This window comes from Nocardia sp. NPDC006630, assembly GCF_040611495.1.
Classification (GTDB): domain Bacteria; phylum Actinomycetota; class Actinomycetes; order Mycobacteriales; family Mycobacteriaceae; genus Nocardia.
In genome coordinates this window covers 624,840-650,752 of record NZ_JBEXOK010000006.1, presented here as the reverse complement: position 1 = coordinate 650,752, position 25,913 = coordinate 624,840, and the positions used below count along the sequence as shown (strand labels likewise).

Genomic DNA, 25,913 nt, shown 5'->3' with positions numbered 1-25,913 from the left:
GTGACTTTCGACTAGCTGCGGCTCACTTGCCGTTGAGCCCGGCGCGCACACCCTCTTCGATGCGCTTGCCGATCTCGGAATCGATGTTCTTCCAGTACTCGAAGACGCGGCTCAGCACCGGCTCCTGCACCCCGTCGAGCACATGCCCGACCACATTGCCCACCAGGCGATCTCGCTGATCATCGTTCAGCACCTCGCGCACCAGCGTGCCCGGCTGCGTGAAATCGCCGTCCTCGGCGTGCTCGATGTATCCGGCGTGCACCATGGTGGGCTCGAAGTCCCACAGGCCGCCGTCGGGCGCCAGCGACGGGTCCGCATGCGGTCCGCCGTACGAATTCGGTGCGTACACAGGCACATCCGCGCCGTTGTACTCGTACCGCATGGCGCCCTCCTTGGAGTAGGAGTTCACCTCCGCGGCCTTGGCCCGGTTCGGCGGCAGCTGCGCGTAGTTGGCGCCGATGCGGTAGCGGTGCGCGTCGGCATAGGCGAACACGCGGCCCAGCAGCATCTTGTCGGGCGAGAAACCGATGCCCGGAACCACATTCGACGGTTCGAAGGCGGCCTGCTCGATCTCGACGAAGTAATTGCCCGGATTGCGATTGAGCGTCCACTTGCCGACCTCGATCAGCGGGTAGTCCTTGTGCGACCACACCTTGGTCAGATCGAACGGATTGAAGCGGTAGCCCTCGGCGTCCGCGACCGGCATGACCTGTACGTTCACCGTCCAGCTCGGGAAGTCGCCGCGCTCGATGGACTCCCACAGATCCTGGCGATGGAAGTCGGGATCGGTGCCCGCGCGGGTATCCGCCTCGGCCTGGGTGAGGCTCTCCACACCCTGATCGGTCTTGAAGTGGTACTTCACCCAGAAGCGTTCGCCCGCGGCGTTTATCCACTGATAGGTGTGCGAGCCGTACCCATTCATATGCCGGTAGGACTTGGGCACACCGCGATCGCCCATCAGCCAGGTCACCTGGTGCGCGGTCTCCGGGCGCAGGGTCCAGAAGTCCCACTGCATATTGTGATCGCGAAGTCCGTTGCCGGGCAGGCGTTTCTGGGATCGGATGAAGTCCGGGAACTTGATCGGATCCTTGATGAAGAAGACCGGGGTGTTATTACCGACGAGGTCGTAATTGCCGTCCTCGGTGTAGAACTTCATCGCGAATCCGCGCGGGTCACGCCAGGTGTCGGGGCTGCCCTGCTCACCGGCGACGGTGGAGAAACGCACCAGCGATTCGGTGCGGGCGCCGGGCTGGAACAGCTTCGCCTTGGTGAAGCGGCTGACGTCATTGGTGACCACCAGTTCGCCGAAGGCGCCCGCGCCCTTGGCATGCACGATGCGCTCCGGGACGCGTTCCCGGTTGAACTGGGCCAGCTTCTCGATCAGATAGTGGTCGTGCAGCAGGATCGGGCCCTGGGTGCCGGCGGTGAGCGATTCGTTGTCACTCACGACCGGGGTGCCGGTATTGGTGGTGGTCGGCTTGGTCATTCGAAAGCCTCCTCGAGGTGTTAGGACGACTGTGGGCCACATTCGGGGCACAGCCCCCAGAACACGACCTCGGCTTCATCAATGGTGAAACCGTGGGCTTGATCGGGTTCCAGACAGGGCGCCGCGCCGGCGACACAGTCGATATCGACGACTGTCCCGCACTTCCTGCACACCAGATGGTGGTGGTTGTCCCCGGTGCGCGCCTCGTACAGCGCCGGTGAGCCCGCGGGCTCGATCCGCCGCAGCAGTCCGGCGCCCACACAGGCCTTCAATACGTCGTACACGGCCTGGGTGGAGACCGATCCGAGCGTCTCCCGCACCTTCGCAGCCACCCCGTCGGTATCGGAATGCGGGGCCAGGGCCACCGCATCCAGTACCGCGACCCGGGGAGCGGTGACCCGCAGGCCCACTGCCCGCAGCCGCTCCCGAGCGTCATAACCGGAGTGCATGCCCTCCACACTGCCCCCGTTTCTGGAATAAGTCAAGAAAAGGCACGGGTACCGGCAGAGGTTCGGCGGGTGTAGATGAAAGGTTCGTCAGCAGGCCGCGGCGTAGCCGTCGATCACGTCGGCGGGCTCGCGGCGCGGGGCCAGCGGGAGCGGCGCGGCGGCGGGCGAGGGCCAGCCCAGGCGCACGAGGGTCTGCGGATACGCGCAGTCGAAAAGCACCTCGGCACGGATGGCGGCACGCAGATCCGGCATTTCGATCGGCTCGGTCTGCAGGCAGGTGGACAGGCCGAGCTCCGTCGCGGTCAGCAGCAGCGCGCTGGCGGCCTCACCGGCACGCAGCTGGGCGCGGCGGTCGTCGGCGGGGGTGCACAGGACCAGCCATGCCGAGGCATCCGGGGCCGGGGCCGGATCGGTGAGCATGGGCTGCACGAATTTCCGCTGCCGAATCTCGTCGGAGGGCGGAATGTACGCGGAATTGCGCGCGGGGACACCGTCATTCGCACCGGTCCGGCCACTCCAGGCGGATAGTTCGCCGAGGTAGTCGAGGTTTGCGGCGTGCCGATCGGCGGCGATGCGGGTGGTGCGGGCCAGGGTCGCGCGCAGTGTGGGCGGAACCTCGCGGGCCACCGCGCCGAAGCCCGCGGCGCCGACGGCGACCTGACGCAGGTGACGGCTGTGGACCGGGCGGGAACCGTAGCGCCGCCGATCCGACTGGCGGTGCAGGACCGCGGCGGCGAGATCGATATCGGCACCGGTGGGCTGCTGCGGAGTGACCGCGATGTGCGCGAGGTGATCCGGATCCGCCGGGTCCGGCAGATGGGTGACATCGGCGGCCATACCGTGCACGGCCAATGCCACTCGCAGATGATGCAACGCAGCCCCGCAACTCAAGAGCAATTCACGCTGGGTGGGGTCGGACACATTCAGCTGACGGGTTCGGTCGGCGTGCAGGTCGATACCGCCTCCGGCGAGGCGCCAGCGCCACGGCTGCGTGTTGTGCACCGAAGGCGCGCGTACCGCCAGAGCGATCGCGGATTCGAATATCTCCATGTCGAGCTGTTTTTCTGCCATGGGTACAACGTTCCGTTCTTCTGAAACTCTCCATAGCGAACATACGGCAATTGTCAGGAGCTCGGTTTCGGCTGTGATATCGGCGGCACCTGAAAGGTCTGCCGGGGCCAGTTCGGAAAAGACGGGATGCGAATCTGGGATTGCAGATAATTCGACGGGAGCCGGGACGGCGTGGTGGATCGGCTCCCCGAATCATGGGCGACACCGGCCGCGGCCAGCCGGACGATGAGGAACACCAGGGCCGCGATCGCCCAGCCGTACCTGCGCCCCCGCAGCGGTTTACCGGCCGGCCGCGCCGCAACCGTGGATGACGGACCGTAGTCGCGCCCGGCCGGACGGGTGGTTTCGGCGGTTGCCCGGGCAGCGGCCGCGAGGCGATCATCCTCTCTGGCCAGCCATTCCAGATTCTCGCGGACGGCGTCGCCGTACTCCGGATCCAATCGCGCCACCCGTCGCAATTGTTCTTCTCCCGCAGCGCGATTGCCGCGTTCCAGATCGATGAGCGCCAGCTCGTACAGCGCCTCCGCATTCTCCGGATCCAGGCGCAGTACCGCGCGAAAGGCCTCCTCCGCCAGCCGCAGCGAATCGGGCCCGCGCAGATTCCGCCGCAGAATCAGCCCGCGCAGCAGGTACACCCCCACATTGTCGGGATCGACCTCCAGCGCCGCGGCCAGCTTCTGCAGGGCCGCCACCGGATCCTCGTCCCGCAGCGTGGCAGCGAGAATGCGCAGATTGTCGGCATTTTCGGGGTCGATCTCCACTGCCCGCCGTGCCGCCGCCACCGCGGCGGCCCGATGCTCACGCACCACCACCGGCCCCAAGCTCGCGTCCCGCGCCAAGGCCAGCTCCGCCAGCGCCCGCACCCGCCAGACGAAGGTGTCCTCCGGAGTCCGCCGCAGCGCCGCCGCACTGAACTCCAGCGCCCGCCCGTACTCCCGCAGCCGAAACGCCACCTCGGCCATATCCGCAAGCGCCACCGCGTTTTCCGGATCCCCGGCCAGCACCTCCCCCAGCAGCTCCCGCGCCCCCGCGAACCGGCCCAACTCCATCAAAACGCGAGCCTTCGCAATTCTGCCGTCCATCCCCCGAAAACCTTTCCACGAGCAAAACCTCGATCGTTCAGCCGTTACCACAATGGTCATCGCGGCCTATCGGCGTCTATCCCCCAAAAATCTCACGAAACGAATAATGCGGCGGTACACCTGAATTCAGGGATGCGCCGAAGGCGGGGCCGGCTCGGGCGGCAGTGTGAACCAGGGGCTGTCGAGCGTCGGCCACGGATCGATTGTGGGCATGAACGTCGGGGGTGGGACAGGGGCTTCCGGGGTGGAATCGGGGGAACAGCCTGCGGCGTACAGCAATAGGCGGATGGTGAAGAAGCCGCCGACCGTGACCGCGAAGATGGTGCGGCGCCGCGGGAGCGGGCGGGGCGGGCGGACCGGGCGATCCGGCCACGTCCGGGAGCGGCGGAGCAGCGTTGCCGCGATTCTGAACACCACGCCGCTGCGGAGCGTGGCCAGCCGCGCACGAACGCTGTCGCCGCGAGACGGGTCCAATTCGGCGACGCGGAGCAGAGTGCGCCGGGCGGGGCGGACCCGGCCGGAGATCATGTCGTTGAGCGCCAACTCTTCCAGGGCGTCGACATTCTCCGGGTCGATGCGAAGCGCCTCCCGCGCTGCCGCTTCCGACTGTTTCCTGGTGTCGCCGGGAGTGCGGCGCAGCATGCCCGCGTGCAGCACCCGCAGGGCCGCATTCTCGGGTGCGAGTTCGATGGCGCGGGCCAGGGCGCGCACCGCCGCATCGCGGTCCGCGGACTCCAGAACTATGGCCAGCACTCGATAATTCTGTGGTTCGTACGGACCGAGTTGCGTAGCGCGCCGGGCCGCATCGCGTGCTTGCTCGCGCAGGGTGCGCCATTGCACGCGGTCTGTTACGCGAACGGACTCCGCCAATCCGACACTCGACAGGGCCAATACCCGCAAAGCCCACTGGGATTCCGGATTCGCGCGCAGGGCCGCCGTACTCTGCGCGACCGCCTCGCGACGATCGCGCAGGCCGAGACTCGCCACCGCCAGCAGCGTCAGCGCCTCGGCATCGTCCGGCGTCGCCGCCAGCGCCCGGGCCAGCTCCTCCCGGGCGGCCTCGAAACGGTTGAGGCCGACGAGGATTCGGGCGCGGTCGAGCTCCGCGCTCACCGCACCTTCATGCGCTTCATGTAGGCGGCGAGCTCATCGTAGGTGCCGTCGTTATTGGCGAATTCGACCACATTGCGGGCGGATTCGAACCAGGCGCCGGTGCTGGGGCGGATCTGGGTGAGCGCCTGATCGATATCGGCCATACGGACCGGGCGCACGGTGCCGGTGCGCAGCGAGTCCGCCATGGCGAGCTGGGTGGCGGAGGTGCAGACGTGCGCGAGGTCCGCGCCCGAGAAGGATTCGGTGCGCTTGGCAATGGCCTTGAGATCGATGCCCTCGATGGGGCGGTCCTTCAGATGGTGACGCAGGATCGAGACCCGGGCCTCCGGATCGGGCAGGGTCACCAGCACCATGCGGTCGAAGCGGCCGGGCCGGCGCAGCGCGACATCGATATCCCACGGATGATTGGTGGCGCCGAGGATGTAGACGCCCTCGTTATTGCCGGTGGCCGAATCCATTTCGGTGAGCAGCTGATTCACCACGGTGCGCAGGCCCGCCGAACCGGACATCTGGCTGCGCTTGTAGCCGAGCGCGTCGATCTCGTCGATGAACAGCACACACGGCGCATTGCGGCGCGCCACCTCGAAGATCTGATGCAGGTTGCGTTCACTCGCACCCAAATGGATATCGAGGATCTCGGCGATCTCGATCGGATAGAAGTTCGCGCCCAGCTCCCCCGCCACCGCGGCGGCGATGAAGGTCTTGCCGCACCCGGGCGGCCCGTACAGCAGCAGGCCACCGCGCGCGCTGGTGCCGAACGCGCGCGCCAGTTCCGGATTGCGCAGCGGGCCCAGCAGCGACAGGTCCAGCTGCTTCTTGACGGCCTCCATACCGCCCACATCGGAGAGCGCCACCTTCGGCTTCTCGAACATGCCGACATCGCCCTCGGTGACCACCAGCGGTTCGCTGTCGTCGTCCACGAAGGCCGGTTTGATAATGTCGCCGACCTCGCGTTCCGCCGCATCCCAGTCGAAACCGTTGCCGCGCGCGGACTTCGGCGTATCGGCCGGTTCGACCGGCGTGGCGGCATCGGGTTCCGCCGGCGGCGTGAGCTGCGGCGCCGCTGCCGCACCGGCGGCCAGGGCGGCGGTGCAGCGCTGCAGGAGCGCCATGGTCGCCGCATTGCCGGGGTCCTGCCCGAGCGCGGTGGCACAGTGCGTCAGGGCCTCGGCGTAGCGGCCGCGGTCGGCGAGCAGCTCGATCACCCGGGTGCGGAGGGGGAGCAACTCCGGATGCTGCGCGAGCACGGTCAGGAGTTCGGTGATCACCGGATCGTCGGTCAATGCTCCCCCAGACAAAGTACGGACTGTTGTGCCGAATGCTAAACGCTCACGCCGACAGCGCGCACCGCTCATTTCCCGATGAGCGGCCCCGAAAGCGCCAAGGTTACGCACGTCACAGCGGTTGCGCTGGAATAGAACCACAACCTGGTCGGTTGATCACCACTGTCGGCATCGTTAACAGCCCCGGGCCTCACCCTCCGTCGCTACGAGCGACCACCCGCCGAGAGGCGCTTGTTGGGTGTCGACGTCACTTCGCGGCAGCGCCGCGGGCGACCGCCGCCAGGCATCCCCCCGCCTGGCGGCGTTTTGCTGTTCAAGCACAGTGCTGTTCAGGGGAATTGCGAATTCGCACCACGATAACCATTTCGGCGTGTTCGCCTATGGCGCGCGGTAATTCGCCACGCGGTGAACGCGAATTCCACGCAGGTAGCCGGGCTGTGGAGCTAGCCTGAAATATATGTTTCGCAAGCGCAGGGGGTTGGCCAGCGCGGTAGCGGTGGCATTGGCGATAGGCAGCGTAGTTTTCAGTTCCGGTGTCGCACACGCGACGCCGGACCAATTGCGTTGCAATGAACCGGCCGGGCGGGAATTCGAACGCGCGGCCCCGGAACAGACGGGACTGGACAGCGCGCGGGTGGCCGACGCACTCCAGTTCGCCGCCGACCGAAATCGGTTGAATGTGCAGATTTTCCGGCACAATTGCCTGATCGGCGAAGGCCCGACGAACAACACCACCGATCGCGTCCCGTGGAATGTCTGGAGCGTCACCAAAAGTGTGGTGTCGCTACTCGCCGGAATTGCCTGGGATCAGGGCAAACTCGATATCGACGCCCCCATCGACCGCTATCTTCCCGCCGGAATCGGCGATCCGCAGCACCGGGCGATCACGGTGCAGGATCTGCTCACCGAGACCTCGGGGCTGCGCATCGGCCTGGTCACCGAGGGCATCACCGGGGTCGTCCCCATCGATCCGTTCAGTGCGGTGCAGGCGATGGGCGTCCCGTTCGACAATCCGCCGGGCACCGAATTCCAGTACAGCCAGCGCAATGTGGACGTGCTCTCCTACGTGATCGAACTGGCCGTCGGCGAACCCCTGCAGGAGTTCGCCCAGCGGGAACTCTTCGATCCCCTCGGTATTCAGCGCGGCGACTACTACTGGGCGAAGGACCGCTCCGGGCACACCTACGGATACGCGCATCTCATGATTCCCCCGGTCGATCTCGCCAGACTCGGCATGCTGACCGCCGAGCACGGCGAATGGCAGGGCAGACAGGTCGTTTCCCGCGAGTACCTGCAGAAAGCCACCACACCCTCGGCGACCAACCAGTGCTACGGGTACCTGTTCTGGCTCGGGCCGGGCTGTGCGGAGAATCCCGAATTCCTGCCCGCCGACACCTATTCCATGTCCGGCCTCGGGCTGCAGCATGTGTTCGTCATACCCAGCCTGGATCTCATGGTGGTGTGGACCGGTGTCTTCGGCACCCACACCACGCAGGGCCTCAGCGGAATTCTGCAGTACGCGGGCGAGGTCTCGCACGAATTCTTCCGTCGCCTCTTCGCCGCATTCCAGGACGCTCCGATACCGGATCCGGGTCCGTATATGGAGTCACCGCTGCGGCTGGACCCCTCCAAGTACTTCGACACCGATATCGCGCTGGCGGTCTTCGGCCTCGGCCCGGACGCCTACCCCGGCTGTAGTGTGCTGTCCTGCTTGAATACTCCGCTGGCACCGCCGTTCAGCGATGAGCCGCCGGGCTGTCTGCTGCTGGCATGCCTCGGCTCGGATCCCCGCACTCCGGGTATCCGCTGATTCCGCACTGCTGCGCACCGGCATCCGTGGGTCCCCGAACCCACGGTGCCTGTCGGGGAGTGACGGCATTGTCACTCAATCGAACAGCAACCGACTCAAGGCGTCACGGCTGCGCGGGCCGCGAGCTCGCGCAGTTCATCGGCCGGTCGACGGCCGGCGAACTGCAGGAGATCCCGCACCACCTCCCGGGACCGATGGTCGTGATGCACCAGCTCCGGAGCCAGTCGCTCGGCATTGAGCAGCGCCTCCAATGCTTCGGCCGCCTGGCGGCGCTGCGCGTGTGCGCGGGCCACATCGACCAGGAAGCGAGCCTGCCGTTCCGGTGAGAGCACCGAGGCGTCCACGGTGCCCGCGGTGTCGAGAGCCTCACCGGCATCACCCAATTCGACCGCCACCGCGACCGCGTGCACGGCCACACTGGTCGGACCGAATTCGGTGTCGAAATCATTGCGGCCCTCGCCCAGTCGCTCCGCGGCTCTGCGCGCCGCGGCCAGACCCGTGCGGGCCGCCGTCCGATTTCCGTCCGTCGCCGCGATCACCGCCAGCATGAGCTGGAGAGAACCGTAGAGCGACAACACTTCCGGACGCACCAGCTCTTCGTCACCGTGGACCTGCGGCGCGAGTGCCGTCACCGACACGCGAGCCGCCTGCTGCGCCTGTTCGAGCCGTTGCAGGCGCAGGAAAGCCTGTGCCATGCGATAAGTTCCGGCTACCACGCTGAGCGCGTCACCGGATTCCTCCGCCGCCGTCAGCGCTCTGTCCGCCGCGACCCAGGCCGCGTCGACCTCCTCCTGCCGGGTGAATGCGGTGGCGGCCACCTGATAGGCGCGTGACAGCAGTGTCAGCACCTCCGGCCGCTTCACGGAGGTGCTCCGCGCCGCGTGTTCGAGATCCGGGATCAATTCCAGCAGACTGCTGCCGACTTCCACGAGCCGTGACTCGTGCGCCAGCTGCCAGGCCAGATCCACTCGTTCCTGTAGTGCCGGTAACTCATCGGCCGACTCGCGATCGGCCTCGTCACCGAGTAGTTGCTCCAAGGCGGGATGCCCGGTGAGCAGTAATCGCAGTTTGTCGAAAACGGCGGATCCGGCACGATGTCCGTCACCGCGGTCGGCGGCCATCGGTTCGGCCGCCTCGGGTCTCAGGTCTCGCACTGCTACGCCGAGGACGTCGGCCAGTCGCTGGAGTACCGATAGTCTTTCGACCGGCAGTACATCCCGTTCGACCTGCGACACCCAACTTTCCGAACGCCTGATGGCGGCGCCCAGTTCTTTCTGCGATAGTCCCCGCCGCCGGCGCAACTCCGCTACCCGTGCCCCTAGGGTACTTTCGGCCACCGGGTCAAACTCCTTCTGCCTGATCGGCTTTCCCGGTCGTCACCGCCCGCTTGTTTCGCCGATGCCTACCATGCCCTTCTCCTTCCCGATGCGATCTGCGGACAAGGATTCCAGACCGGGCGAGCTTACGGCGCACAGTATGGAACATGTATTTTTCTTATTGCACCGCAATTTTTCTGTGTTTAACGTTGATCAGTGAGACGTCGCACCAAATCCGACGACAAGAGGTGCCCCATGACCATCGCACCCGAAACGCGCGAAGTTCATGTGCGCCTGCGCTTTCCGGGCGGCATGGTGCTCGACTATCGCGCCGGGAGCACAATTGCCGAACGACTCGCGGCGCATCTGCGCCCGCATGGCATTGAAGTGACTGTGGATAGTGCGACGGTCACGATCGATGGTTCCGCAGTATGCGAACTTCGGCCACTCCCCTGTGCCGAACTCTGGGAAGACTGAAAATGACAGAAAAAATCGGGCCGCCCGATCCGAGTGGATCGAACGGCCCGATGGTGCCGACTCGGTGCTCTCGACTCAGCGGTCGGCGAGCAGAACCTCGGCGATCTGAATCGTATTGAGGGCAGCGCCCTTGCGAAGGTTGTCGCCCGAGATGAACAGCGCCAGCCCCCGGCCGTCCGGAACGCCCGGATCCTGGCGGATGCGGCCGACCAGAGAGTCGTCGATACCGGCCGCCGCGAGCGGGGTCGGCACCTCAACCAGCTGTACGCCGGGTGCGCTGGACAGCAGCTTCTTGGCGGTCTCCACCGAAATCGGCCGATCGAATTCGGCATTGATGGAGAGCGAGTGGCCGGTGAGCACCGGAACACGCACGCAGGTGCCGCTCACCAGCAGATCGGGCAGGCCCAGAATCTTGCGCGACTCATTGCGCAGCTTCTGATCTTCGTCGGTCTCCTCGGAGCCGTCATCGACCAGCGCGCCCGCGAGCGGGATCACGTCGAAGGCAATGGGGGCAACGTATTTGACCGGAGCCGGGAAATCCACGGCGGAACCGTCGTGCACCAGCTTCTCGGCATCGCCGATCACCGCGCGCAGCTGGGAGACCAGTTCCTCGACACCGGCCAGGCCACTGCCGGAGACGGCCTGGTAGCTGGAGACGATGAGGCGGCGCAGGCCGGCCTCGTCGTGCAGCACCTTCAGCACCGGCATGGCGGCCATGGTGGTGCAGTTCGGGTTGGCGATAATGCCCTTGACCAGGTTGCGGGTCGCCTCCGGGTTCACCTCGGAGACCACCAGCGGCACCTCGGGGTCCTTGCGCCAGGCCGACGAATTGTCGATGACGGTGACCCCGGCTGCGGCGAAGCGCGGCGCCTGCACCCGGGACATGGTGGCCCCGGCCGAGAACAGCGCGATATCCAGTCCGGTCGGATCGGCGGTCTCGGTGTCCTCGACCACGATCTCGCCGCCGCGGAACGGCAGCTTCTTACCGGCCGAACGCGCGGACGCGAAGAATCGCACCTCGTCGGCCGGGAAGTTGCGCTCTTCCAGCAGCTTTCGCATGACGGCGCCGACCTGCCCGGTCGCGCCGACAACACCTACACGCACACCCATGATCTAGCGCCCCGTTCCGCCGTGTACGACTGCCACCTCGGACCCGCCCAGATCGAAGGCCTTGTGCAGCACCTGCACGGCCTCGTCCAGGTCATTGTCCTTGACCAGCACCGAGATTCGGATCTCCGAGGTGGAGATGAGATCGATATTGATGCGCGCCTCGGCGAGCGCCTCGCAGAACGTGGCGGTGACACCCGGGTGCGACTTCATGCCCGCGCCGACCAGCGACACCTTGCCGACGTGATCGTCGTAGACCACCCGGGAGAAGCCGATCTCGCCCTGCTGCTTGCTGAGCAGTTCCACGGCGCGCGGTCCGTCCAGCTTGGGCAGGGTGAAGGTGATGTCGGTCTTGCCCGTCTCCACCTTCGAGACGTTCTGCAGCACCATGTCGATATTGATCTCGGCATCGGCAACGGCTCGGAAGACCTTGGCGGCGTAGCCCGGCTCGTCCGGAATGCCGACGACGGTCACCTTGGCTTCGCTGCGGTCGTGCGCGACGCCCGTGAGAATTGCCTGCTCCAACGGGATGTCCTCCATCGATCCGGAAATCATGGTGCCCTCTTTGTCCGTGTACGACGAGCGCACATGGACCGGCACGTTGTAGCGGCGCGCGTACTCGACGCAGCGCAGCATCAGAACTTTGGCGCCACAGGCGGCCAGCTCGAGCATTTCCTCGTAGCAAATGGTGTCGAGCTTCTGCGCGTCGGCGACAATGCGCGGATCGGCGCTGAAGACGCCGTCCACATCGGTGTAGATCTCGCAGACGTCGGCGTTCAAGGCCGCGGCCAGGGCGACGGCGGTGGTATCGGAGCCGCCACGGCCCAGCGTGGTGACGTCCTTACTGTCCTGACTGACACCCTGGAAACCCGCGACCAGCACGATGGTGCCCTCGGCGAGCGCGTTCTGCACTCTCCCCGGAGCCACATCGATGATCTTCGCGTTTCCGTGCCTGCCGGTCGTGATCACGCCGGCCTGCGAACCGGTGAACGAGCGGGCCTCCGCGCCGAGCGAGTGAATGGCCATGGCCACCAGCGAATTGGAGATGCGCTCACCCGAGGTGAGCAGCATGTCCATTTCACGTGCGGGCGGCGCGGGGGAAACCTGCTGTGCCAGATCCATCAGCTCATCGGTGGTGTCACCCATGGCCGAGCAGACCACGACCACGTCGTGGCCCTGCTTCTTGGTCTCGACAATGCGCTCGGCGACGCGACGGATGCGCTCGGCGGTGGCGACCGAGGATCCTCCGTACTTCTGTACGACGAGAGCCACTACGGAAATCCTCCAAGATCGACAATGCTGCTATCGACCCACAACATTACCGACCCAGGCCACGAGATTTCCGGCCACCTCCCGGCTGCGGCGTCCAGCAGCCCGCCAGCTAAGCCGCCTCGGCCTGCGCCGGGGCCGAATCGTGCCCGGCGATAAGGGTATTGAACAACCAGCTGTATTTCGTGTTGTGGAAGGCCGCGAACAACCATTCGCCGTCGGTCCGCACCACGACGTAGACGTTGACCTTGGTATTGAAACGATTGCGGCGGCGCTTGCCCTTCACGACCGCGCCCATGCCGTGCACCACGGCCACATCCGGGGTGACGAAGCGCAGCGAGGTGATCTCGCCGTCGGTGCGCGTCCCCTTCAGGTATTTGGCAAACAGTGGCGCATGCGCGGCCTCGATGGCCGCTCGCCCCTTCAGGTGCTGGCCGAACCAGGTCACGTAGTCGGCGTCGGGAGCGAAGGCCGCCGCGTACGCCCGCGCATCGCCGGCCTCCCAGGCGCTGATCGTGCTGTCGAACAGGTGTCGGATGGCGGCTTCGTCGGTGCGCTGTGTGGTCGTCATGGCATATCCCCTGAATCAATCAGTAGTTGATTGAGTAAGATAATGCTCGGGTAAGACTATGCTGTCAAGCGATGACGAAGAAACAGGAGTTGGCGGCCGACCTCACCCTCGCCGCCCAGCGCAGCGCCACCGATGCGGTCATGCTGCACGGAGCCATGGCCGATCGCCTCGGCCTGCACGTGACGGACCTGCGCTGCCTCAATCTGCTGCGAATGGGCGGCGCGGCCACCGCGGGCGAACTCGCACAGCGCACCGGGCTCACCACGGGCGCGATCACCCGGATGATCGACCGGCTATTGAAAGCCGGCTACGTGCGCCGGGAACACGATGAGCAGGACCGGCGGCGGGTGATCATTACCGCCGTCCAGGACCGCATCGACGAAATCGCCCCGCACTACGAGGTTTTGGCGCGCGAATTCGGCAAGATCACGGCCGGCTACACCGAGGAGCAACTGCACCTGCTGCTCGATATCTTCAACCGGCTGCACGAGACGTCGCTGCACGTCACCGCAATCCTGCGGGAAAACGCCTGAGCGCACCCGCGAGACCATCGCCGAACCGATGAGTGACACGGCCGAGCGCATCACCAGCTTCCGCACCGGCTATCTCGCACAGCTGGAACCGCGACCGGAAGCCGCTATCTCGCGCTCGATCGCCCGATCGTCGAACGGCTCACACTGCCCGGCATTTTCACCGCGGAGCAGAGCGCCGCATGGCGGCCGAACGCGCGATTCCCGAGGAGCGAATCGGCATGTGACAGCCGTCACTAAATAGTGAAGCGGAACTTACTCACGAGTACGTTCCGATTACGTTGCCCGCCAGTGAAATTCGCAAATACGGCCGAGCGGACAGGACCGATCGGTATGCGACACAGTTGACTCCGCGAGCGACGCTGGTCACAATCGGTGCCCAAGCTGGAGGGTAGGTATGCGCACTAAGACTGATCACCGCTTCATCATCGACATCGATCCCGATCAAGTGATGGAGGCGTTGCTCATGGTCGAGCAACTCCCCGACTGGTCCCCCGCACATCAGGACGTCCGCGTCGCCACTCGCGACACCCTGGGCCGCCCGAAGAAGGTGTACGTCTCGGCGAATCTGATGGGACGGCCCGACCGGCAGGTCGTGGAATACACCTGCACCGAGGACCGGGTCGCCTGGAAGGTGTCCGAGAGCAGCGCCGGGGCCGGCGGCCAGGGCTGGTTCGACCTCGCCGAGACCGAGGACGGCTATACCGAGATCTGGTACCACACCGAGGTCTATCTGCCGATTCCCGCGCCGGGCATGCTGCTCAAGCGCAGCGCGCGCCGCGAGGGCGAGACCACCATCGAGAATTTCATCGCCTTCGTCGAGACCGTCACCGGCATCGAGGGACTCGCCGAGGCCGACGAACAGCCCTACGCCGAGCAGGCCGGCTACGAGCCCGCGCCCTACACGCCGCCACTGCACTACGGCGGCAGCTTCGAACCGGGCTTCGGGACCGCCTGACATTTCGCGTGCCGCCGCTACTCGGGCGTGACACCGTTCCTCGTGTCACGTGACCCTGATGCCGACGTCACCGTGGCTGTGATCATGCCGAGCGCGAACACGCGTCGCTGACACTGTCTTTCGCGCCCCGGACCCTGCAATATGTCCGCCATGCCCGGTGCGCAACGATCCCGAATGACCATCGTGGCCGAGGACGGCTCGGTCACTCAACTCGAATTGTTCTTCGACCTGGTGATCGTCTTCGCCTTCACCATGGTCACCGATCTCGCCGCCCATGAGACCACCGCGGTGAATCTGCTGCGGGCACTGGTCATTCTCATGCTGCTGTGGTGGATGTGGATCGGCTACTCGTGGCTCGGCAATGTGGTCAAGGCCGATGAGGGCATTGCCCGGGTCGCCATGTTCGTGGCCATGGGCGCGTCGTTCCTGATCGCGCTCACCATTCCCGAAGCGTTCCACGATCTTCCGGGCGGCTGGTACGGGCCGCTGGTCTTCGTCATCGCCTATCTGGTGGCGCGACTGATTCACCTGTGGGTGTTCTGGCTGGCCAGCGCCGAGGACGAGCAGCTGCGCGGACAGGTGGTGCGCTGGGCAAGTGGATCTCTCACCGTCGGCGGCGCACTGCTGCTGCTCGGCGCGCACTACAACGGCGGCGCGCAGATCGGACTGTGGCTGGGGGCGCTCGCCTGGGACATGCTGTGGACGGCGTTCTCCGGCAACGAGTGGCGGCTCAACTCCGCCAAGCATTTCGCCGAGCGGTACGGGCTGATCATCATTATCGCGCTGGGCGAATCCATCGTCTCGATCGGCGTGGGCGTGGCCGGACTGCCCATCTCCTGGGCGATCACGCTGGGATCGATGCTCGGGCTGGCGGTTTCGGGGCTGCTGTGGTGGGCGTACTTCGATGTGGCGTCGCTGGTGGTCGAGCATGAGCTCGAGCACGCCACCGGAGAGCGGCGGGTGCAGATCGCGCGCGGTTGCTACACGTACTGGCACTTTCCGATGATCGCCGGAATCGTCGCCATGTCCCTCGGTTTGAAGAAGGTGCTCGGCTATGTGGGCGGGGCACAGGGACATTCACTGAGCGATGCGCTGTACGGCATACCGCTGTACGCCCTCTACGGCGGCGTGGTGGCCTATCTGATCGCCCTGGTGGGTTTCCGGTACTCCGCGACACACAAAGTGCTCATACCGCGTCTGGTGGCGGCTGTGGCGCTGCTGGCGCTCATCTGGCCCGCCACCGCGCTACCGGCGCTGGGGTCACTGGGGATGCTGTGCGTGGTTTTGCTCGCACTCATCCTCTGGGAGGTGGTGGCGTACGCGCAGAAGCGGGAGCGCATCAGGCACGGCGAATCGTCCGAGGACTGAGAGTCACTGCGGGAGCCGGTTGTTCACCGACTCCGGCACCCGCACTCCGGCGTGCACCGCGGCGCGCATCTGATTAACGTTCTCCCGCAACGCATCAGCTACCAACTCGTCGGTCCGGGGATCGGCGAGCACCTGCAGAATGATGCGGAAGCTGGCATCGGTGATGCCGTGAATGATCTCCTCGTGGAACGGGAAGTACCGCACCCGGCCCAGCTGGGGATCGCGCTGAATGAGATCCAGCATCATCTGATTGATCTCGGTCCGGTTCTCCTCCAGCGCATTCGCGATGTTCTGGGTGTAGTGGCCGGTGCGCAGCACATCGCCGACCTCGTCCAGGACGGCGATGGTGACAGGGCGCTTGACGATATCGACGATGGTGCCGACGAACCGGTTCACCACCGCCGCCGTGACCCGGTCACCGAAGGCGCGATCGGCCACCCGGGCCACCCGGACCGCGATCGCCACCACCCGCAGCAAACGGAAGCCGCGGAAGAACGGGCTGGTCACCGGGATCATGCCCAGCACCTCGTACCAGTAGATGAACGGGAACGTCCAACTCCAGCCCTCGTGCCGCCAGCGCCAGAGGAACTCGATCGCGAAGACCGCGCAGATGCTGTAGTCGATGTACCGGATCGTCCGGTAGGTGTCCTCGGCCACCGGGAAGAACGTCACCCAGGTGACCAGCGCGACCGACACCACCGCCAGGGCGAGCATGAAGAGATCCGTCCACAGGGCGGGCGGCTTGTGCGGGAATTCCTCCGCCTCCGGTTCACTGACCTCGATCACGCGGACCCCTTCCTCATCGAATGGCCTCCGCCAGCGTAATTGGCCCGGCTGAAACCGCCCGGCAACACCGCAGCCCGCGGTCCGGCTATCGGCCCGCGCGAATGATCGCTTCGATATTGCGTTCCGCGAGTGCGGTGATCGTGAGCGACGGGTTCACCGTGGCCGTGCTGCCGGGGATGGCGGCGCCGTCCATGACGTAGAGACCCGGATGGCCGATCACGCGCCCGTTCGCATCGGTCGCCTGCCCGAGCACCGCGCCGCCGAGCGGGTGTGCGGTGAAGGCCGCATTGGCGTCGTAGCCGATCGGGGTGTAATCGACGATCGAGCCGGCGCGCTCGGCGATCCGGTGATCGACCGCGCGGCAGGCGCCGACCACCGCGTCCTGTGCGCCGCGCGGCCAGGACAGGCCGACCGTATTGCGGGCGGCGTCGTAGCCGAAGCGGGCGCGGGTCGGATCCAGCGCGATACCGAGCGAGGCGATGGCGCCGGTATCCACCGGAATGCCTGGCACATACCAATTTTCGAGGGTCAGGGGCATACCGGATTCGTCGGCGATGCGGCTGGCGCTGGGCACACCGCTGCCGACACCCGCCAGTGAGCTCTCGGCGCGGGCGAGCACCACATCGCCATTGGTGCCCCAGCCGTCGCCGATATGCTCGTTCAGCCGCGGCAGCGCGCCGGTGGCCTGGGCCCGCACCAGCAGTTCGGAGGTGCCGACCGAGCCCGCGCCCAGGAACAGGCGGTCACAGGTGAGGGTGCGGGTGGCGAGCACCTGGCCGGTGGGCGCCAGCTTGGTCACCGAGACCACGTATTTGCCATTGGCGTCCTGGGCGATGGCGTCCACCCGGTGCCCGGGGAAGATCGCCGAGCGTCCGGTGCCTTCGGCGTAGCGCAGATAGTTCTGGTTCAGATCGAACTTGGCGCCATTGGAATTGCCGAGATTGCTGCGTGCGGCGGTCGCCGAGGCACGCGAATTGCCCGCCAGTTCGGCGCGCAGCACATCCCAGTTGAAGATCGAATCATTGGCCTGCGGTTCATAACCCGCGGCCCGGACCTGCTGGTCCCATACCCGGGAGTGGGTGAACGGCACCGAGTTGTAGATATCGGGCGGCATGGTGCTCAGCCGCAGCATGTCCCGCACGCGCGGGTAGTAGACGCGGTCGAGTTCGTCGTAGTCGACGATGCCGCCGAATACCGAGTCGAACAGATGCTTCGGCGGGGCCACCATCGCGCCGGTGAAGACGATCGACCCACCGCCGACCGCCGCACCGCGCCACACGTCGATGCCGGCGAATTCGGTGACGTCCAGGACGCCGCCGAAATCACTGAACGGCATGGGCACCTTGGTGACGCCGGTGAAGCTGGTGCGATGCCAGAAGCCGCGCCCGTCCGGCAGATCGTCGCCGGTGAAGATCTCCCGCTCGGGATCGTTCGGCCACCGCGAGCCGCGCTCCAGCACCGTGTTCTGCACCCCGGCCTCGGCCAGTCGCAGCGCCGTCACGGCCGCCCCGAATCCGGAACCGATGACAATGGCCTCGGAGTGTTCCGGCGGATCCGCCAGTGGCGCGAAGATCTCGGGCACCCACGCCTGAAACAGCGCGTTCCACAACGGATTTGCCGACGCGACACCGGCGCCGCGCACAGCGGCACCCGATCCCGCGCCCGCCAGCAAAGCCGCCAATCCGGCAGCCTTCAACACGGCGCGCCTGCGCAAGCGGCCACCTCCCTCATCAAGTAGGCCGCGCGCGACACTACCGGCCGGTCGCCTTGACAACAACACATTCGGCAACACCAGACCGACCGGTCATGCGTGTCTGCTATGTGTCGCGAGCGAACCGTGCTAGGCAACCGCCGTCAGAAACGACGCAGCCCGTGCCTGAACGGCACAGCGCATAAGCGATCTGCGCAGTTCAGACACGATCTGCGCAGTTCAGACACAAGCTGTTCCGTCAAGATGAACTGTTCCGTCGCGACCACACAGCGCACGTCCCGACCGCACAGCGCGTATACAAGCTGCGCTGTTCGGAGACGGTCTGTTCGGTCGGGATGGACCGGGCGGGTCAGGCGCGGAGGCGCTCGCGGCGGAGTTGGTCTACTTCCGGGAGGGCAAGGGGGGGAAGGGAATCGACGCCGAGGGCGCGGGCCAGGAGGTAGTCGGCGAGTTCGGGGTTGCGGGCCAGGGCGGGGCCGTGCATGTAGGTGCCGAGGACGGAGCCCTGGACCACGCCCTCCGAGCCGTCGCCGACGCCGTTGCCCACACCCTTGGTGACGCGGGCGAGAGCGGTGGCGTCGCCGCCGAGTTTGGTTCCGCCGCGGTGGTTTTCGAAGCCGGTGAGGGGTTGGGTGAGGCCGGGGAGCAGGGGCTGGGTGGCCACCTCGCCGATGGCGCGCTTGTCCTGGGGGGAGGTGGTGACGTCGAAGAGGCCGACGCCGTCCACGCGCTCACCCGAGGAGGTTTCGTACCAGTGGCCGAGCACCTGGATGGCGGCGCAGATGGCCAGGATCGGCGCACCACGCTGGGCGGCCTGCTGCATGCCGGGGTACTTCTGCAGGTGGCGGGTGGCCAGGCGCTGCGCGGAATCCTCCGCACCGCCGAGGGTGTAGAGGTCCAGCGAGTCGGGAACCGGGTCGGCCAGCGTGATTTCGACGATCTCGGCGTCGTGGCCGCGCATGCGCAGGCGCTGGCGCAGCACCAGCGCATTGCCGCCGTCGCCGTAGGTGCCCATGACATCCGGCAGCACCAGGCCGATGCGTACGGTCGATTCACTCATGCGCGGGCCTTCGCCTTCACTTCGAGATCGCGGTTCAGGTCACGGAATGCCGTGTAATTGGCGAGTACTTCCACCTGCCCCGGCGGACAGGATGCGATGGCGCGCAAGGGATCCGCGACCGTGGTGTGCTCCACCCCGGCATAGGTCAGGCGCACCGCGAGATCGGTGGCGCGCTCGCCGGCGGCGACCACCTGGGTGCCCTCGAAGTGCTCGAAACGCACATCCCACAGCCAGGACAGATCCTCGCCGTCGGGCACCTGGCCATTCACGGCGATCACCAAACCCGTTGCGGCAGGGTCGATCATGGACAGCGCCTCCTGCCAACCGGCCGGATTCTTGGCCAGCAGCAGGCGTGCGGTGCGGCCGTCGACCTCGACGGTGCGATAGCGCCCCGCGATCTCGTCCACGGTCCCGGTGGCCTTCGCCGCGGCGGCGGCATCAGCGCCCATCGCCACGGCCGCGGCCACCGCCTGGGCGGCGTTGCCCCGGTTGGCGCGGCCCGGAAGGGCAAGCGTGAGCGGCAATTCCAGCCCGCCGGGCCCGTACAGCGTGTGCTCGTCCACCGTCCACTGCGGCTCGGGGCGCTTGAAATCCGTTCCGGTGCTGTACCAGTGCGCGCCCTCCCACATGATGGGCTCACCACTGCGCGGGCAACTCGTGGCGTCCACCGACCACCCGCTGCCCGCCGACACCCACACCACATTGGGATGGTCGTAGGCGATCGAGGTCACCAGCACATCGTCACAGTTGGCGATGAGCACGGTGTCCGGATGCCGGGCCATACCGGCGCGCAGGCGGCGTTCGATCATATTGATCTCGCCGACCCGGTCCAGCTGGTCCCGGGAAAGATTGAGCAGTACGACAACGGCCGGATCCAGCGCATCGGCCACATGCGGCAGATGCAGCTCGTCCACCTCGATCGCCGCCAGCTCCGCGGTCCGATTCGCGGTGAGCGCGGCCACGATTCCGGCATCCATATTCGCGCCGTCCGCCTGCGTCGCGACCGCACCGAGCGTCTGCAGCGCGGCGGTGGTCATGCGCGTGGTGGTGGACTTGCCATTGGTGCCGGTCACCAGCACCGTGCGGCGGCCACGACCCAGCTGAGTCATGATCGTCGGGTCGATCTTCAGCGCGATCAGGCCGCCGATCATCGATCCCTTACCGCGCCCGGCCTGCTGCGAAGCCCATGAGGCCGCCGTTGCTGCGCGCAACGCCAGCTTGCCGCGTACCGAGATGTCTGCCACGCCGCGAGTTTATTGGTGCGACCCGGTTGCTGCGCAGGCGGTATCGCCGGATTCGGCGTGAGCTGCGCCGCACCCGGCGTTCCACCGCGTACCGTCGGCGCGCCGCCCTCAGGACTTGCGCAGTGCAGCACTCAGGATTTGTAGAGCAACTCCTCGTACGTGTGCGAGTAGTGCTTCTCCAATTGCTCCAGCGTCTCGGTGCTGTCCGGCTGCAATTCCTTGACCAGTCGCGCCTGCGAGGGCAGGGTGTCGGCCGGCCACTGCTCCGGCTTCCACAGCCCGCTGCGCAGGAATGCCTTGGCGCAGTGCAGGAAGATCTGCTCGACCGCCACCTCGATGGCGAGGATGGGCCGATGCCCGCGCACCACCATGTCGTCGAAATACGGTGCGTCGCGCACCAGGCGCGCGCGGCCGTTGACCCGCAGCGTCTCACCGCGCCCCGGAATCAGGAAGAGCACGCCCACATGCGGATTGGCCAGAATATTGAGGTAGCCGTCCGCGCGGCGATTGCCCGGGCGCTCCGGAATGGCAATGGTCGTATCGTCCAGCACTCGCACGAAACCGGCCGGATCACCCTTGGGCGAGGCGTCGCAGTTGCCGTCCGCGTCGCTGGTGGACAGCACCACGAACGGGGAGTTCGCGATCCACTCCCGGTCCCGCGGATGCAGTGCGACCCGCTCCTTGGCGATGGCGCGGGGAGTCGGCGCGCCCAGCAGTTCCCGCAGTTCAGCCGGATCGGTGATCTCGCTCATGACTCGATTGAACGCTTGCGCCACCGTGCGGTGCCAGTGGTTTGTGCGGAATCTCGCTAGAGCGGTGCGTCGAACAGGTTCGACTGCCCCGCCGCGTACCGCCCGATGTCCAGCTGCCGGAATGGTTCCAGCTCGGTGGCCCGGTACAGGGTGAACAGCTGACAGCGCGGGGCATTCGAACCGCTCACGTCCAGTATCGCGTTGACCGCGGTGCGCGCCGCCTCCGAGGCGCCCTCCATGGTGGCCAGGTCCACATTGGTGCGCACGTAATCGCCTGCCAGGAACAGGTTTTCGAGACCGGCGGTATGCGATACCGGGCGCAGCGCCCACGATCCCGCGGTATTGATCAGCAGCGGATCGGCATTGGCATTGCGGTGCTGCGCCGCATCCCAGGTGATGCCGGTGTCCAGGAACCAGGAGTGCAGGTCCTCATCGCGCAGCAGCACGTGCTCGTCATTGAGATGCGCCTTGAGCTGCGCCCACACCTCACGCGAAATCTCGTCGGGCGAGCACTCTTTGGCAGGTTTGCCGTACAGCATGCCCGGGGTGTTCCAGTCGGAGATGTCGACCGACAGGCAGTCCTGCACCGATCCGTCGCCGAAGCCGGGCAGCGGGGTGCGGTTCCAGAACTGGTTCTGCGCAATGGAAGTCAGCGACCACGGGGAATCCACATAGGCGACGTGACCACGCGCGATATCGGTCTGGGTGCGCATGAAGAACTGGATGCCGGTCATCCAATCCACCATGAGCTGGCTCATACCGGCCAAATCCGGTCGCAGCGCGAGGATTTCGGGCGTCCACAGGGTGCGGGCCACCTCGGTGGAGAGCGCGGTCACGAAGTAGTCTGCCTCGACCTGCTGCGCCGCGCCCGAGGCGTCGACAATGCGGGCGGCGGAGATCCGCCCGTCCGCGACTTCGAGGCCGCGCACCTCGGCGCTGACGAACTTCACGCCCAACTCACGCAGCCGCGCCACCCACGGATTGATCCAGGCCTCATTGGTGGCGCCGTTCAGCAGCCGGTCCAGGGCGCCGTCATTGCCGACCTCGAGCGGATTGCCGAGGAACTGCTCACCCATATTGCCGATGGTGAGCGTGCTGGCCAGATCATCCTTGGCGGCCACCAGCAGGGTGGTCAGCGTGCGCGAGAGCAGCATCCGGAATTCGGTGGAACGCCTTCCCGCGCCGACGTATTCGCGCCACGCCACCTTGTCCCACTGCCCGTAGCGGCGGGCATCGCAGCTGGTATTGAAGACCAGCAGGCGGTTGGCGAAGTACAGGGCATCGGCGTCGGTCATCTTGGTGCTGGTGCTGATGGCCGAACCGACGGTCTCCCGGAAATCGTCCGGGGTGGCCCACGGTTTCCCGGCTCGGCCCATCGGAATGATGGTGTCCGGGGCGTTCTGCCGGGAGAAACGCGCCTCGGGAGCCGCGACCAGGTTGTCCCACACGCCGTTCGCATTGCCCGCGAACGGGATTCGCCGCATGGTGTCGGGGATGTGCTTGTAGAAGCCGGGGAAGAAGCGGAAGCCGTGCTCGCCCCACAGTTCCGGGCGGCCGTCGCGGCCGGTGCCGGGCACCGCGATGCTGCGCGCTTTCCCGCCCAGCGCGCGACGCTCGTACACGGTCACGTCGAAGCCGCGCTCGGCCAGTTCGTGCGCGGCGGTCAGACCGGCGACACCGCCGCCGAGCACCACCACTCGACGACCCGGATCGGCGACCGCGGCGGTGGGGCGCAGTGTTGCGGCCGCCCCGGCCAACGCACCGGCCGCGACGGCGCCACGCAGCACCGTTCGCCGTGTGACGGACATACGCTGTCCAGCCATTCCCTACCTCCCACGCCTGGGGGAATCCTAGGCAGCAGGAACCGGCAGCGGGTCCGTAGGGTCGGTTTTTTCGTACCGGGAGTCTGCGGATTTTGCGAGGATGCCGACCGTTCGCTAGGCCTCGACGAGCCGGGGGGCGGGTTCCACCGGCACCGACCGGGGCTCCGAGCTGGGAGTCGAGACCGTTCGACGCCCGGCCGAGGTTGCTGTGAACGCGCCTGCGATGACAATCGCCGCACCCACAAGCGACAGCGCCGACGGCGTCTCGTGCAGGAACGCCCAGGAGGCCGCGATGCCCACCACCGGCACACCCAGCGACAGTGGCGCCACCGTGCTCGCCGGGTAGCGGCTCATCAGATACGTCCACAACCCCGAGCCCGCGATCGTGCCGAGCAGCACGATGTAGGCCAGTGCGGCGAAGGCGGGCCAGCCGCTCCTCGAGAAGGACGCGGCCAGATCGTGCCAACCGGTGGCCGGGCCCTCGGTGAGCGCCGAGAGCGCGAACATCGGCAGCGGCGGCACCACCGCCATCCACAGCGTGAGATGCAGCGGATTCACCGCAGGCCCCGCGGATTCGGCTGCGGCCAACCGCGATCCGAGATTGCCGAACGCCCAGCCCAGCCCGGCCGCCAGGGTCAGCAGCACCGGCAGCAGCGCGGCATGGTGCGACCGGTCCCAGCCGATCACCCCCATCCCCGCCAGGGCGACCGCGATACCGGCCAGCTGGATGCCGCGCAGCCGCTCCCGCAGGAACACCGCGCCCAGTAGCACCGTGAACGGCGCCGACGACTGCAACACCAGCGACGACAGCCCCGTCGGCATGCCCTCCCGCATGGCCGTGAACAGGAATGCGAATTGCAGAATCCCGAATCCCACGCCGTACAGCAGCAGCCACCGCCACGGCACCTGCGGCCGCGGCACGAAAATCAGCACCGGCACCGCGATCACCGCGAACCGCAACCCCGCGAAGAAGAACGGCGGAAAGTGGTCGAGCCCCACCCGAATAGCCAGAAAATTCAGTCCCCACAGCACCACAACGCCCAGCCCGAGCACCCGATCACGATTGGTCATACCCCGAATAGTGCGGCCGCCAATAGGTAAGAACAATCGAATATATCCACACCAACAATGTAGTAAAACTTACCTATGCCCCACCCCGAAGACCCCACACCCCACCCACCGCGCACCGTCCCACCCCCACGCCGCATCCAACCACCCACCGCCGCCCTCCCACCCGACCCCGCCACAACCACCCAGTCGATTCCCGACCCCGCCCCGCGCACCCCTGCCCGGCCCCGCCGAATCACCCCGGCGCCCGCCGGCCACAGCACTCGCGGCGCGACCACCGACGGCGGCAGAGCGGACACCGCCCTCGAGCCGTCCACTTCCGCCACCCGCAGGCCGAGAGCATCGAGCGCGCGCACACGCCCCGGGCGCGGTGAGGCGGCCCCCCTCGGCGACGACGAGCATGACACGACCGAAACGTCCCACGCTGAGACCGACAGCGAGTCTTCCGATACCGGCACGCTGCGAGGTGGCCCGGCTTCGGGTGCCGTGACCGGCAGCGCTTCCCACCCGCCCGACGCGAGCAGAGGATCCAGCAAGGGATCGGAAGGCACAGTGCGCGTGGATGATTCGGAGCTCGCCCAGAGTCGCGGCGGTACGGGGATGGCGATCGAGCGGTTGCGGGTTTTGCGGGAGTTGGCGGATCGGGGGACGGTGGCGGCGGTGGCGGCGGCCTTGTCGATGACGCCGTCGGCGGTGTCGCAGCAGTTGAAGGTGCTGGCACGGGAGGCGGGGGTGGCGCTGCTGGAGCCGGATGGGCGGCGGGTGCGGTTGACCGATGCGGGGCGGGCGCTGGTGGTGCGGGCGGATGAGGTGCTGGCGGCCATGGACAAGGCGGCGGCGGAGATGGCGTCCTATCGCGGGTCGCCGCGGGGGGAGGTGCGGGTGGCGCTGTTCCCGTCGGGGGCTGCGCTGTTGCTGCCGCGGGTGCTGGCCGAATTGGCCAGCAGCGGAGTGGAGATGGTGGCTCGGGACGAGGATGTGCCGGCGGTCGAAGTGCCGCGATTGCTGGCCGATTACGACGTGGTGCTCACCCACCGTGACGAACGGGCGGCATCGATCGGCGGGCCGCGGGTGGCCTCGCGGGTGCTCATGCGGGAGCCGATCGACGTGGTGGTCGGGCCGAATCATCGACTGGCCGGACACGGCGCGGTGGTGCCCGCCGAACTCGCCGACGAGACCTGGCTGAGTGTGCGCGGCGGATTCCCGGTCGACGACGTGCTGCGCTCCATTGCCACCGTCACCGGTGTGCAACCCCGAATTGCCCAGCGGCTCAACGACTTCACCGTGATCGAAGCGCTGGTCGCCTCGGGCTACGGCATCGCCCTCATGCCCCGGCACGCGGTGCGCCACCCGGACGTGGTCATGCTCCGCCTGGCCGGCGTCCGCGCCGCCCGCCTCTACGACCTGGCCACCCGCCCGCACGCCGAGAAGCGTCCCGCGGTGGCCACGGTGCTGGCCGCATTCCAGGCCGCCGCCCGCAGGGCCACAGGGCCGGACGATCAGCAAAAGTAACTGCGCGACTGGATCATTCGCTGCGATGGGCCGCCGTGGCGGCGCAGTCCGGCCGTAGCTCCGGCAC

Annotated in this window: 23 protein-coding genes; 6 read left to right on the top strand and 17 right to left on the bottom strand. The window is 66.9% G+C overall.

Translation table 11 applies throughout. From position 1 onward, the window contains the following. Positions 1-22 precede the first annotated feature (22 nt). The 6 genes from ABZX86_RS21125 to ABZX86_RS21100 form a co-directional block, all read right to left on the bottom strand. Positions 23-1,486 carry a catalase gene (locus ABZX86_RS21125; protein WP_355125775.1) on the bottom strand — a complete coding sequence of 488 codons (1,464 nt, stop codon included), beginning with the start codon at positions 1,484-1,486 and terminating at the stop codon, positions 23-25. Positions 1,487-1,506: 20 nt separating this feature from the next. Beyond that, on the bottom strand, positions 1,507-1,935 hold the full coding sequence (locus ABZX86_RS21120; protein ID WP_327143241.1) for a Fur family transcriptional regulator: 429 nt from the start codon (positions 1,933-1,935) through the stop codon (positions 1,507-1,509). 87 nt (positions 1,936-2,022) lie between these two features. Continuing rightward, a complete protein-coding gene (locus tag ABZX86_RS21115) occupies positions 2,023-3,006 on the bottom strand; it encodes a hypothetical protein (protein WP_355125773.1) in 984 nt (327 codons plus the stop codon). Positions 3,007-3,059: 53 nt separating this feature from the next. Then, complete coding sequence (locus tag ABZX86_RS21110; RefSeq protein ID WP_355125771.1) at positions 3,060-4,088, bottom strand: tetratricopeptide repeat protein; 1,029 nt, start codon at positions 4,086-4,088, stop codon at positions 3,060-3,062. Positions 4,089-4,214: 126 nt separating this feature from the next. Continuing rightward, complete coding sequence (locus ABZX86_RS21105) at positions 4,215-5,201, bottom strand: hypothetical protein (RefSeq protein ID WP_355125769.1); 987 nt, start codon at positions 5,199-5,201, stop codon at positions 4,215-4,217. Next, positions 5,198-6,484, bottom strand: coding sequence for an ATP-binding protein (locus tag ABZX86_RS21100; protein WP_355125767.1), 1,287 nt, complete (start codon positions 6,482-6,484; stop codon positions 5,198-5,200). The genes ABZX86_RS21105 and ABZX86_RS21100 overlap by 4 nt, the downstream gene beginning before the upstream one ends. Positions 6,485-6,941: 457 nt before the next feature. Between ABZX86_RS21100 and ABZX86_RS21095 the strand changes: the two genes are divergently transcribed. After that, positions 6,942-8,294, top strand: coding sequence for a serine hydrolase (locus tag ABZX86_RS21095; RefSeq protein WP_355125765.1), 1,353 nt, complete (start codon positions 6,942-6,944; stop codon positions 8,292-8,294). 95 nt (positions 8,295-8,389) lie between these two features. Here ABZX86_RS21095 and ABZX86_RS21090 read toward each other — a convergent pair whose 3' ends face one another. After that, positions 8,390-9,631: a helix-turn-helix transcriptional regulator gene (locus ABZX86_RS21090; protein WP_355125763.1), complete on the bottom strand. Its 1,242-nt coding sequence runs from the start codon at positions 9,629-9,631 to the stop codon at positions 8,390-8,392. Between the two features lie 234 nt (positions 9,632-9,865). Here ABZX86_RS21090 and ABZX86_RS21085 point away from each other — a divergent pair, with 234 nt between their 5' ends. Further along, a complete protein-coding gene (locus tag ABZX86_RS21085) occupies positions 9,866-10,087 on the top strand; it encodes a hypothetical protein (protein ID WP_355125761.1) in 222 nt (73 codons plus the stop codon). A gap of 75 nt (positions 10,088-10,162) precedes the next feature. Here the strand turns inward: ABZX86_RS21085 and ABZX86_RS21080 are convergent, their stop codons facing one another. The 3 genes from ABZX86_RS21080 to ABZX86_RS21070 all read right to left on the bottom strand — a co-directional run bounded on the left by ABZX86_RS21080 (position 10,163) and on the right by ABZX86_RS21070 (position 13,034). Further along, positions 10,163-11,197: an aspartate-semialdehyde dehydrogenase gene (locus ABZX86_RS21080; protein ID WP_355125759.1), complete on the bottom strand. Its 1,035-nt coding sequence runs from the start codon at positions 11,195-11,197 to the stop codon at positions 10,163-10,165. A gap of 3 nt (positions 11,198-11,200) precedes the next feature. Next, positions 11,201-12,466, bottom strand: coding sequence for an aspartate kinase (locus ABZX86_RS21075; protein WP_355125757.1), 1,266 nt, complete (start codon positions 12,464-12,466; stop codon positions 11,201-11,203). Between the two features lie 109 nt (positions 12,467-12,575). After that, positions 12,576-13,034, bottom strand: a complete 459-nt coding sequence (locus tag ABZX86_RS21070; protein WP_355125755.1) for an SgcJ/EcaC family oxidoreductase — start codon at positions 13,032-13,034, stop codon at positions 12,576-12,578. A gap of 71 nt (positions 13,035-13,105) precedes the next feature. Between ABZX86_RS21070 and ABZX86_RS21065 the strand changes: the two genes are divergently transcribed. The 3 genes from ABZX86_RS21065 to ABZX86_RS21055 all read left to right on the top strand — a co-directional run bounded on the left by ABZX86_RS21065 (position 13,106) and on the right by ABZX86_RS21055 (position 15,890). Next, complete coding sequence (locus ABZX86_RS21065; protein ID WP_355125753.1) at positions 13,106-13,567, top strand: MarR family transcriptional regulator; 462 nt, start codon at positions 13,106-13,108, stop codon at positions 13,565-13,567. Positions 13,568-13,961: 394 nt separating this feature from the next. Continuing rightward, the gene (locus ABZX86_RS21060; RefSeq protein WP_355125751.1) at positions 13,962-14,522 is read left to right on the top strand and encodes an SRPBCC family protein; all 561 of its coding nucleotides are present in this window, start codon (positions 13,962-13,964) and stop codon (positions 14,520-14,522) included. A gap of 150 nt (positions 14,523-14,672) precedes the next feature. Beyond that, on the top strand, positions 14,673-15,890 hold the full coding sequence (locus ABZX86_RS21055; RefSeq protein ID WP_355125749.1) for a low temperature requirement protein A: 1,218 nt from the start codon (positions 14,673-14,675) through the stop codon (positions 15,888-15,890). Positions 15,891-15,893: 3 nt separating this feature from the next. Here the strand turns inward: ABZX86_RS21055 and ABZX86_RS21050 are convergent, their stop codons facing one another. The 7 genes from ABZX86_RS21050 to ABZX86_RS21020 all read right to left on the bottom strand — a co-directional run bounded on the left by ABZX86_RS21050 (position 15,894) and on the right by ABZX86_RS21020 (position 24,337). Beyond that, the gene (locus tag ABZX86_RS21050; RefSeq protein ID WP_355125747.1) at positions 15,894-16,676 is read right to left on the bottom strand and encodes an ion transporter; all 783 of its coding nucleotides are present in this window, start codon (positions 16,674-16,676) and stop codon (positions 15,894-15,896) included. 85 nt (positions 16,677-16,761) lie between these two features. Next, positions 16,762-18,390: a GMC oxidoreductase gene (locus tag ABZX86_RS21045; protein ID WP_355125745.1), complete on the bottom strand. Its 1,629-nt coding sequence runs from the start codon at positions 18,388-18,390 to the stop codon at positions 16,762-16,764. A gap of 346 nt (positions 18,391-18,736) precedes the next feature. Next, positions 18,737-19,447 (bottom strand): glutamine amidotransferase, encoded by a 711-nt coding sequence (locus ABZX86_RS21040; protein WP_355125743.1) that lies wholly within the window; start codon positions 19,445-19,447, stop codon positions 18,737-18,739. Next, positions 19,444-20,691, bottom strand: coding sequence for a MurT ligase domain-containing protein (locus ABZX86_RS21035; protein ID WP_355125741.1), 1,248 nt, complete (start codon positions 20,689-20,691; stop codon positions 19,444-19,446). The genes ABZX86_RS21040 and ABZX86_RS21035 overlap by 4 nt, the downstream gene beginning before the upstream one ends. A 131-nt stretch (positions 20,692-20,822) precedes the next feature. After that, positions 20,823-21,443 carry a pyridoxamine 5'-phosphate oxidase family protein gene (locus ABZX86_RS21030; protein WP_355125739.1) on the bottom strand — a complete coding sequence of 207 codons (621 nt, stop codon included), beginning with the start codon at positions 21,441-21,443 and terminating at the stop codon, positions 20,823-20,825. Positions 21,444-21,499: 56 nt separating this feature from the next. Beyond that, on the bottom strand, positions 21,500-23,251 hold the full coding sequence (locus tag ABZX86_RS21025) for an FAD-dependent oxidoreductase (RefSeq protein ID WP_355125737.1): 1,752 nt from the start codon (positions 23,249-23,251) through the stop codon (positions 21,500-21,502). 129 nt (positions 23,252-23,380) lie between these two features. Beyond that, positions 23,381-24,337: an EamA family transporter gene (locus tag ABZX86_RS21020; RefSeq protein ID WP_355125735.1), complete on the bottom strand. Its 957-nt coding sequence runs from the start codon at positions 24,335-24,337 to the stop codon at positions 23,381-23,383. Positions 24,338-24,934: 597 nt separating this feature from the next. Here ABZX86_RS21020 and ABZX86_RS21015 point away from each other — a divergent pair. Next, positions 24,935-25,846, top strand: a complete 912-nt coding sequence (locus ABZX86_RS21015) for a LysR family transcriptional regulator (RefSeq protein WP_355125889.1) — start codon at positions 24,935-24,937, stop codon at positions 25,844-25,846. Positions 25,847-25,913: the final 67 nt, after the last annotated feature.

Bases quoted from the DNA above. Each gene is read 5' to 3' on its own strand.
- ABZX86_RS21125 (WP_355125775.1), bottom strand. From the start codon at position 1,486: ATGACCAAGCCGACCACCACCAATACCGGCACCCCGGTCGTGAGTGAC.
- ABZX86_RS21120 (WP_327143241.1), bottom strand. From the start codon at position 1,935: ATGCACTCCGGTTATGACGCTCGGGAGCGGCTGCGGGCAGTGGGCCTG.
- ABZX86_RS21115 (WP_355125773.1), bottom strand. From the start codon at position 3,006: ATGGCAGAAAAACAGCTCGACATGGAGATATTCGAATCCGCGATCGCT.
- ABZX86_RS21110 (WP_355125771.1), bottom strand. From the start codon at position 4,088: ATGGACGGCAGAATTGCGAAGGCTCGCGTTTTGATGGAGTTGGGCCGG.
- ABZX86_RS21095 (WP_355125765.1), top strand. From the start codon at position 6,942: ATGTTTCGCAAGCGCAGGGGGTTGGCCAGCGCGGTAGCGGTGGCATTG.
- ABZX86_RS21085 (WP_355125761.1), top strand. From the start codon at position 9,866: ATGACCATCGCACCCGAAACGCGCGAAGTTCATGTGCGCCTGCGCTTT.
- ABZX86_RS21080 (WP_355125759.1), bottom strand. From the start codon at position 11,197: ATGGGTGTGCGTGTAGGTGTTGTCGGCGCGACCGGGCAGGTCGGCGCC.
- ABZX86_RS21070 (WP_355125755.1), bottom strand. From the start codon at position 13,034: ATGACGACCACACAGCGCACCGACGAAGCCGCCATCCGACACCTGTTC.
- ABZX86_RS21065 (WP_355125753.1), top strand. From the start codon at position 13,106: ATGACGAAGAAACAGGAGTTGGCGGCCGACCTCACCCTCGCCGCCCAG.
- ABZX86_RS21060 (WP_355125751.1), top strand. From the start codon at position 13,962: ATGCGCACTAAGACTGATCACCGCTTCATCATCGACATCGATCCCGAT.
- ABZX86_RS21055 (WP_355125749.1), top strand. From the start codon at position 14,673: ATGCCCGGTGCGCAACGATCCCGAATGACCATCGTGGCCGAGGACGGC.
- ABZX86_RS21040 (WP_355125743.1), bottom strand. From the start codon at position 19,447: ATGAGTGAATCGACCGTACGCATCGGCCTGGTGCTGCCGGATGTCATG.
- ABZX86_RS21030 (WP_355125739.1), bottom strand. From the start codon at position 21,443: ATGAGCGAGATCACCGATCCGGCTGAACTGCGGGAACTGCTGGGCGCG.
- ABZX86_RS21025 (WP_355125737.1), bottom strand. From the start codon at position 23,251: ATGTCCGTCACACGGCGAACGGTGCTGCGTGGCGCCGTCGCGGCCGGT.
- ABZX86_RS21020 (WP_355125735.1), bottom strand. From the start codon at position 24,337: ATGACCAATCGTGATCGGGTGCTCGGGCTGGGCGTTGTGGTGCTGTGG.
- ABZX86_RS21015 (WP_355125889.1), top strand. From the start codon at position 24,935: ATGGCGATCGAGCGGTTGCGGGTTTTGCGGGAGTTGGCGGATCGGGGG.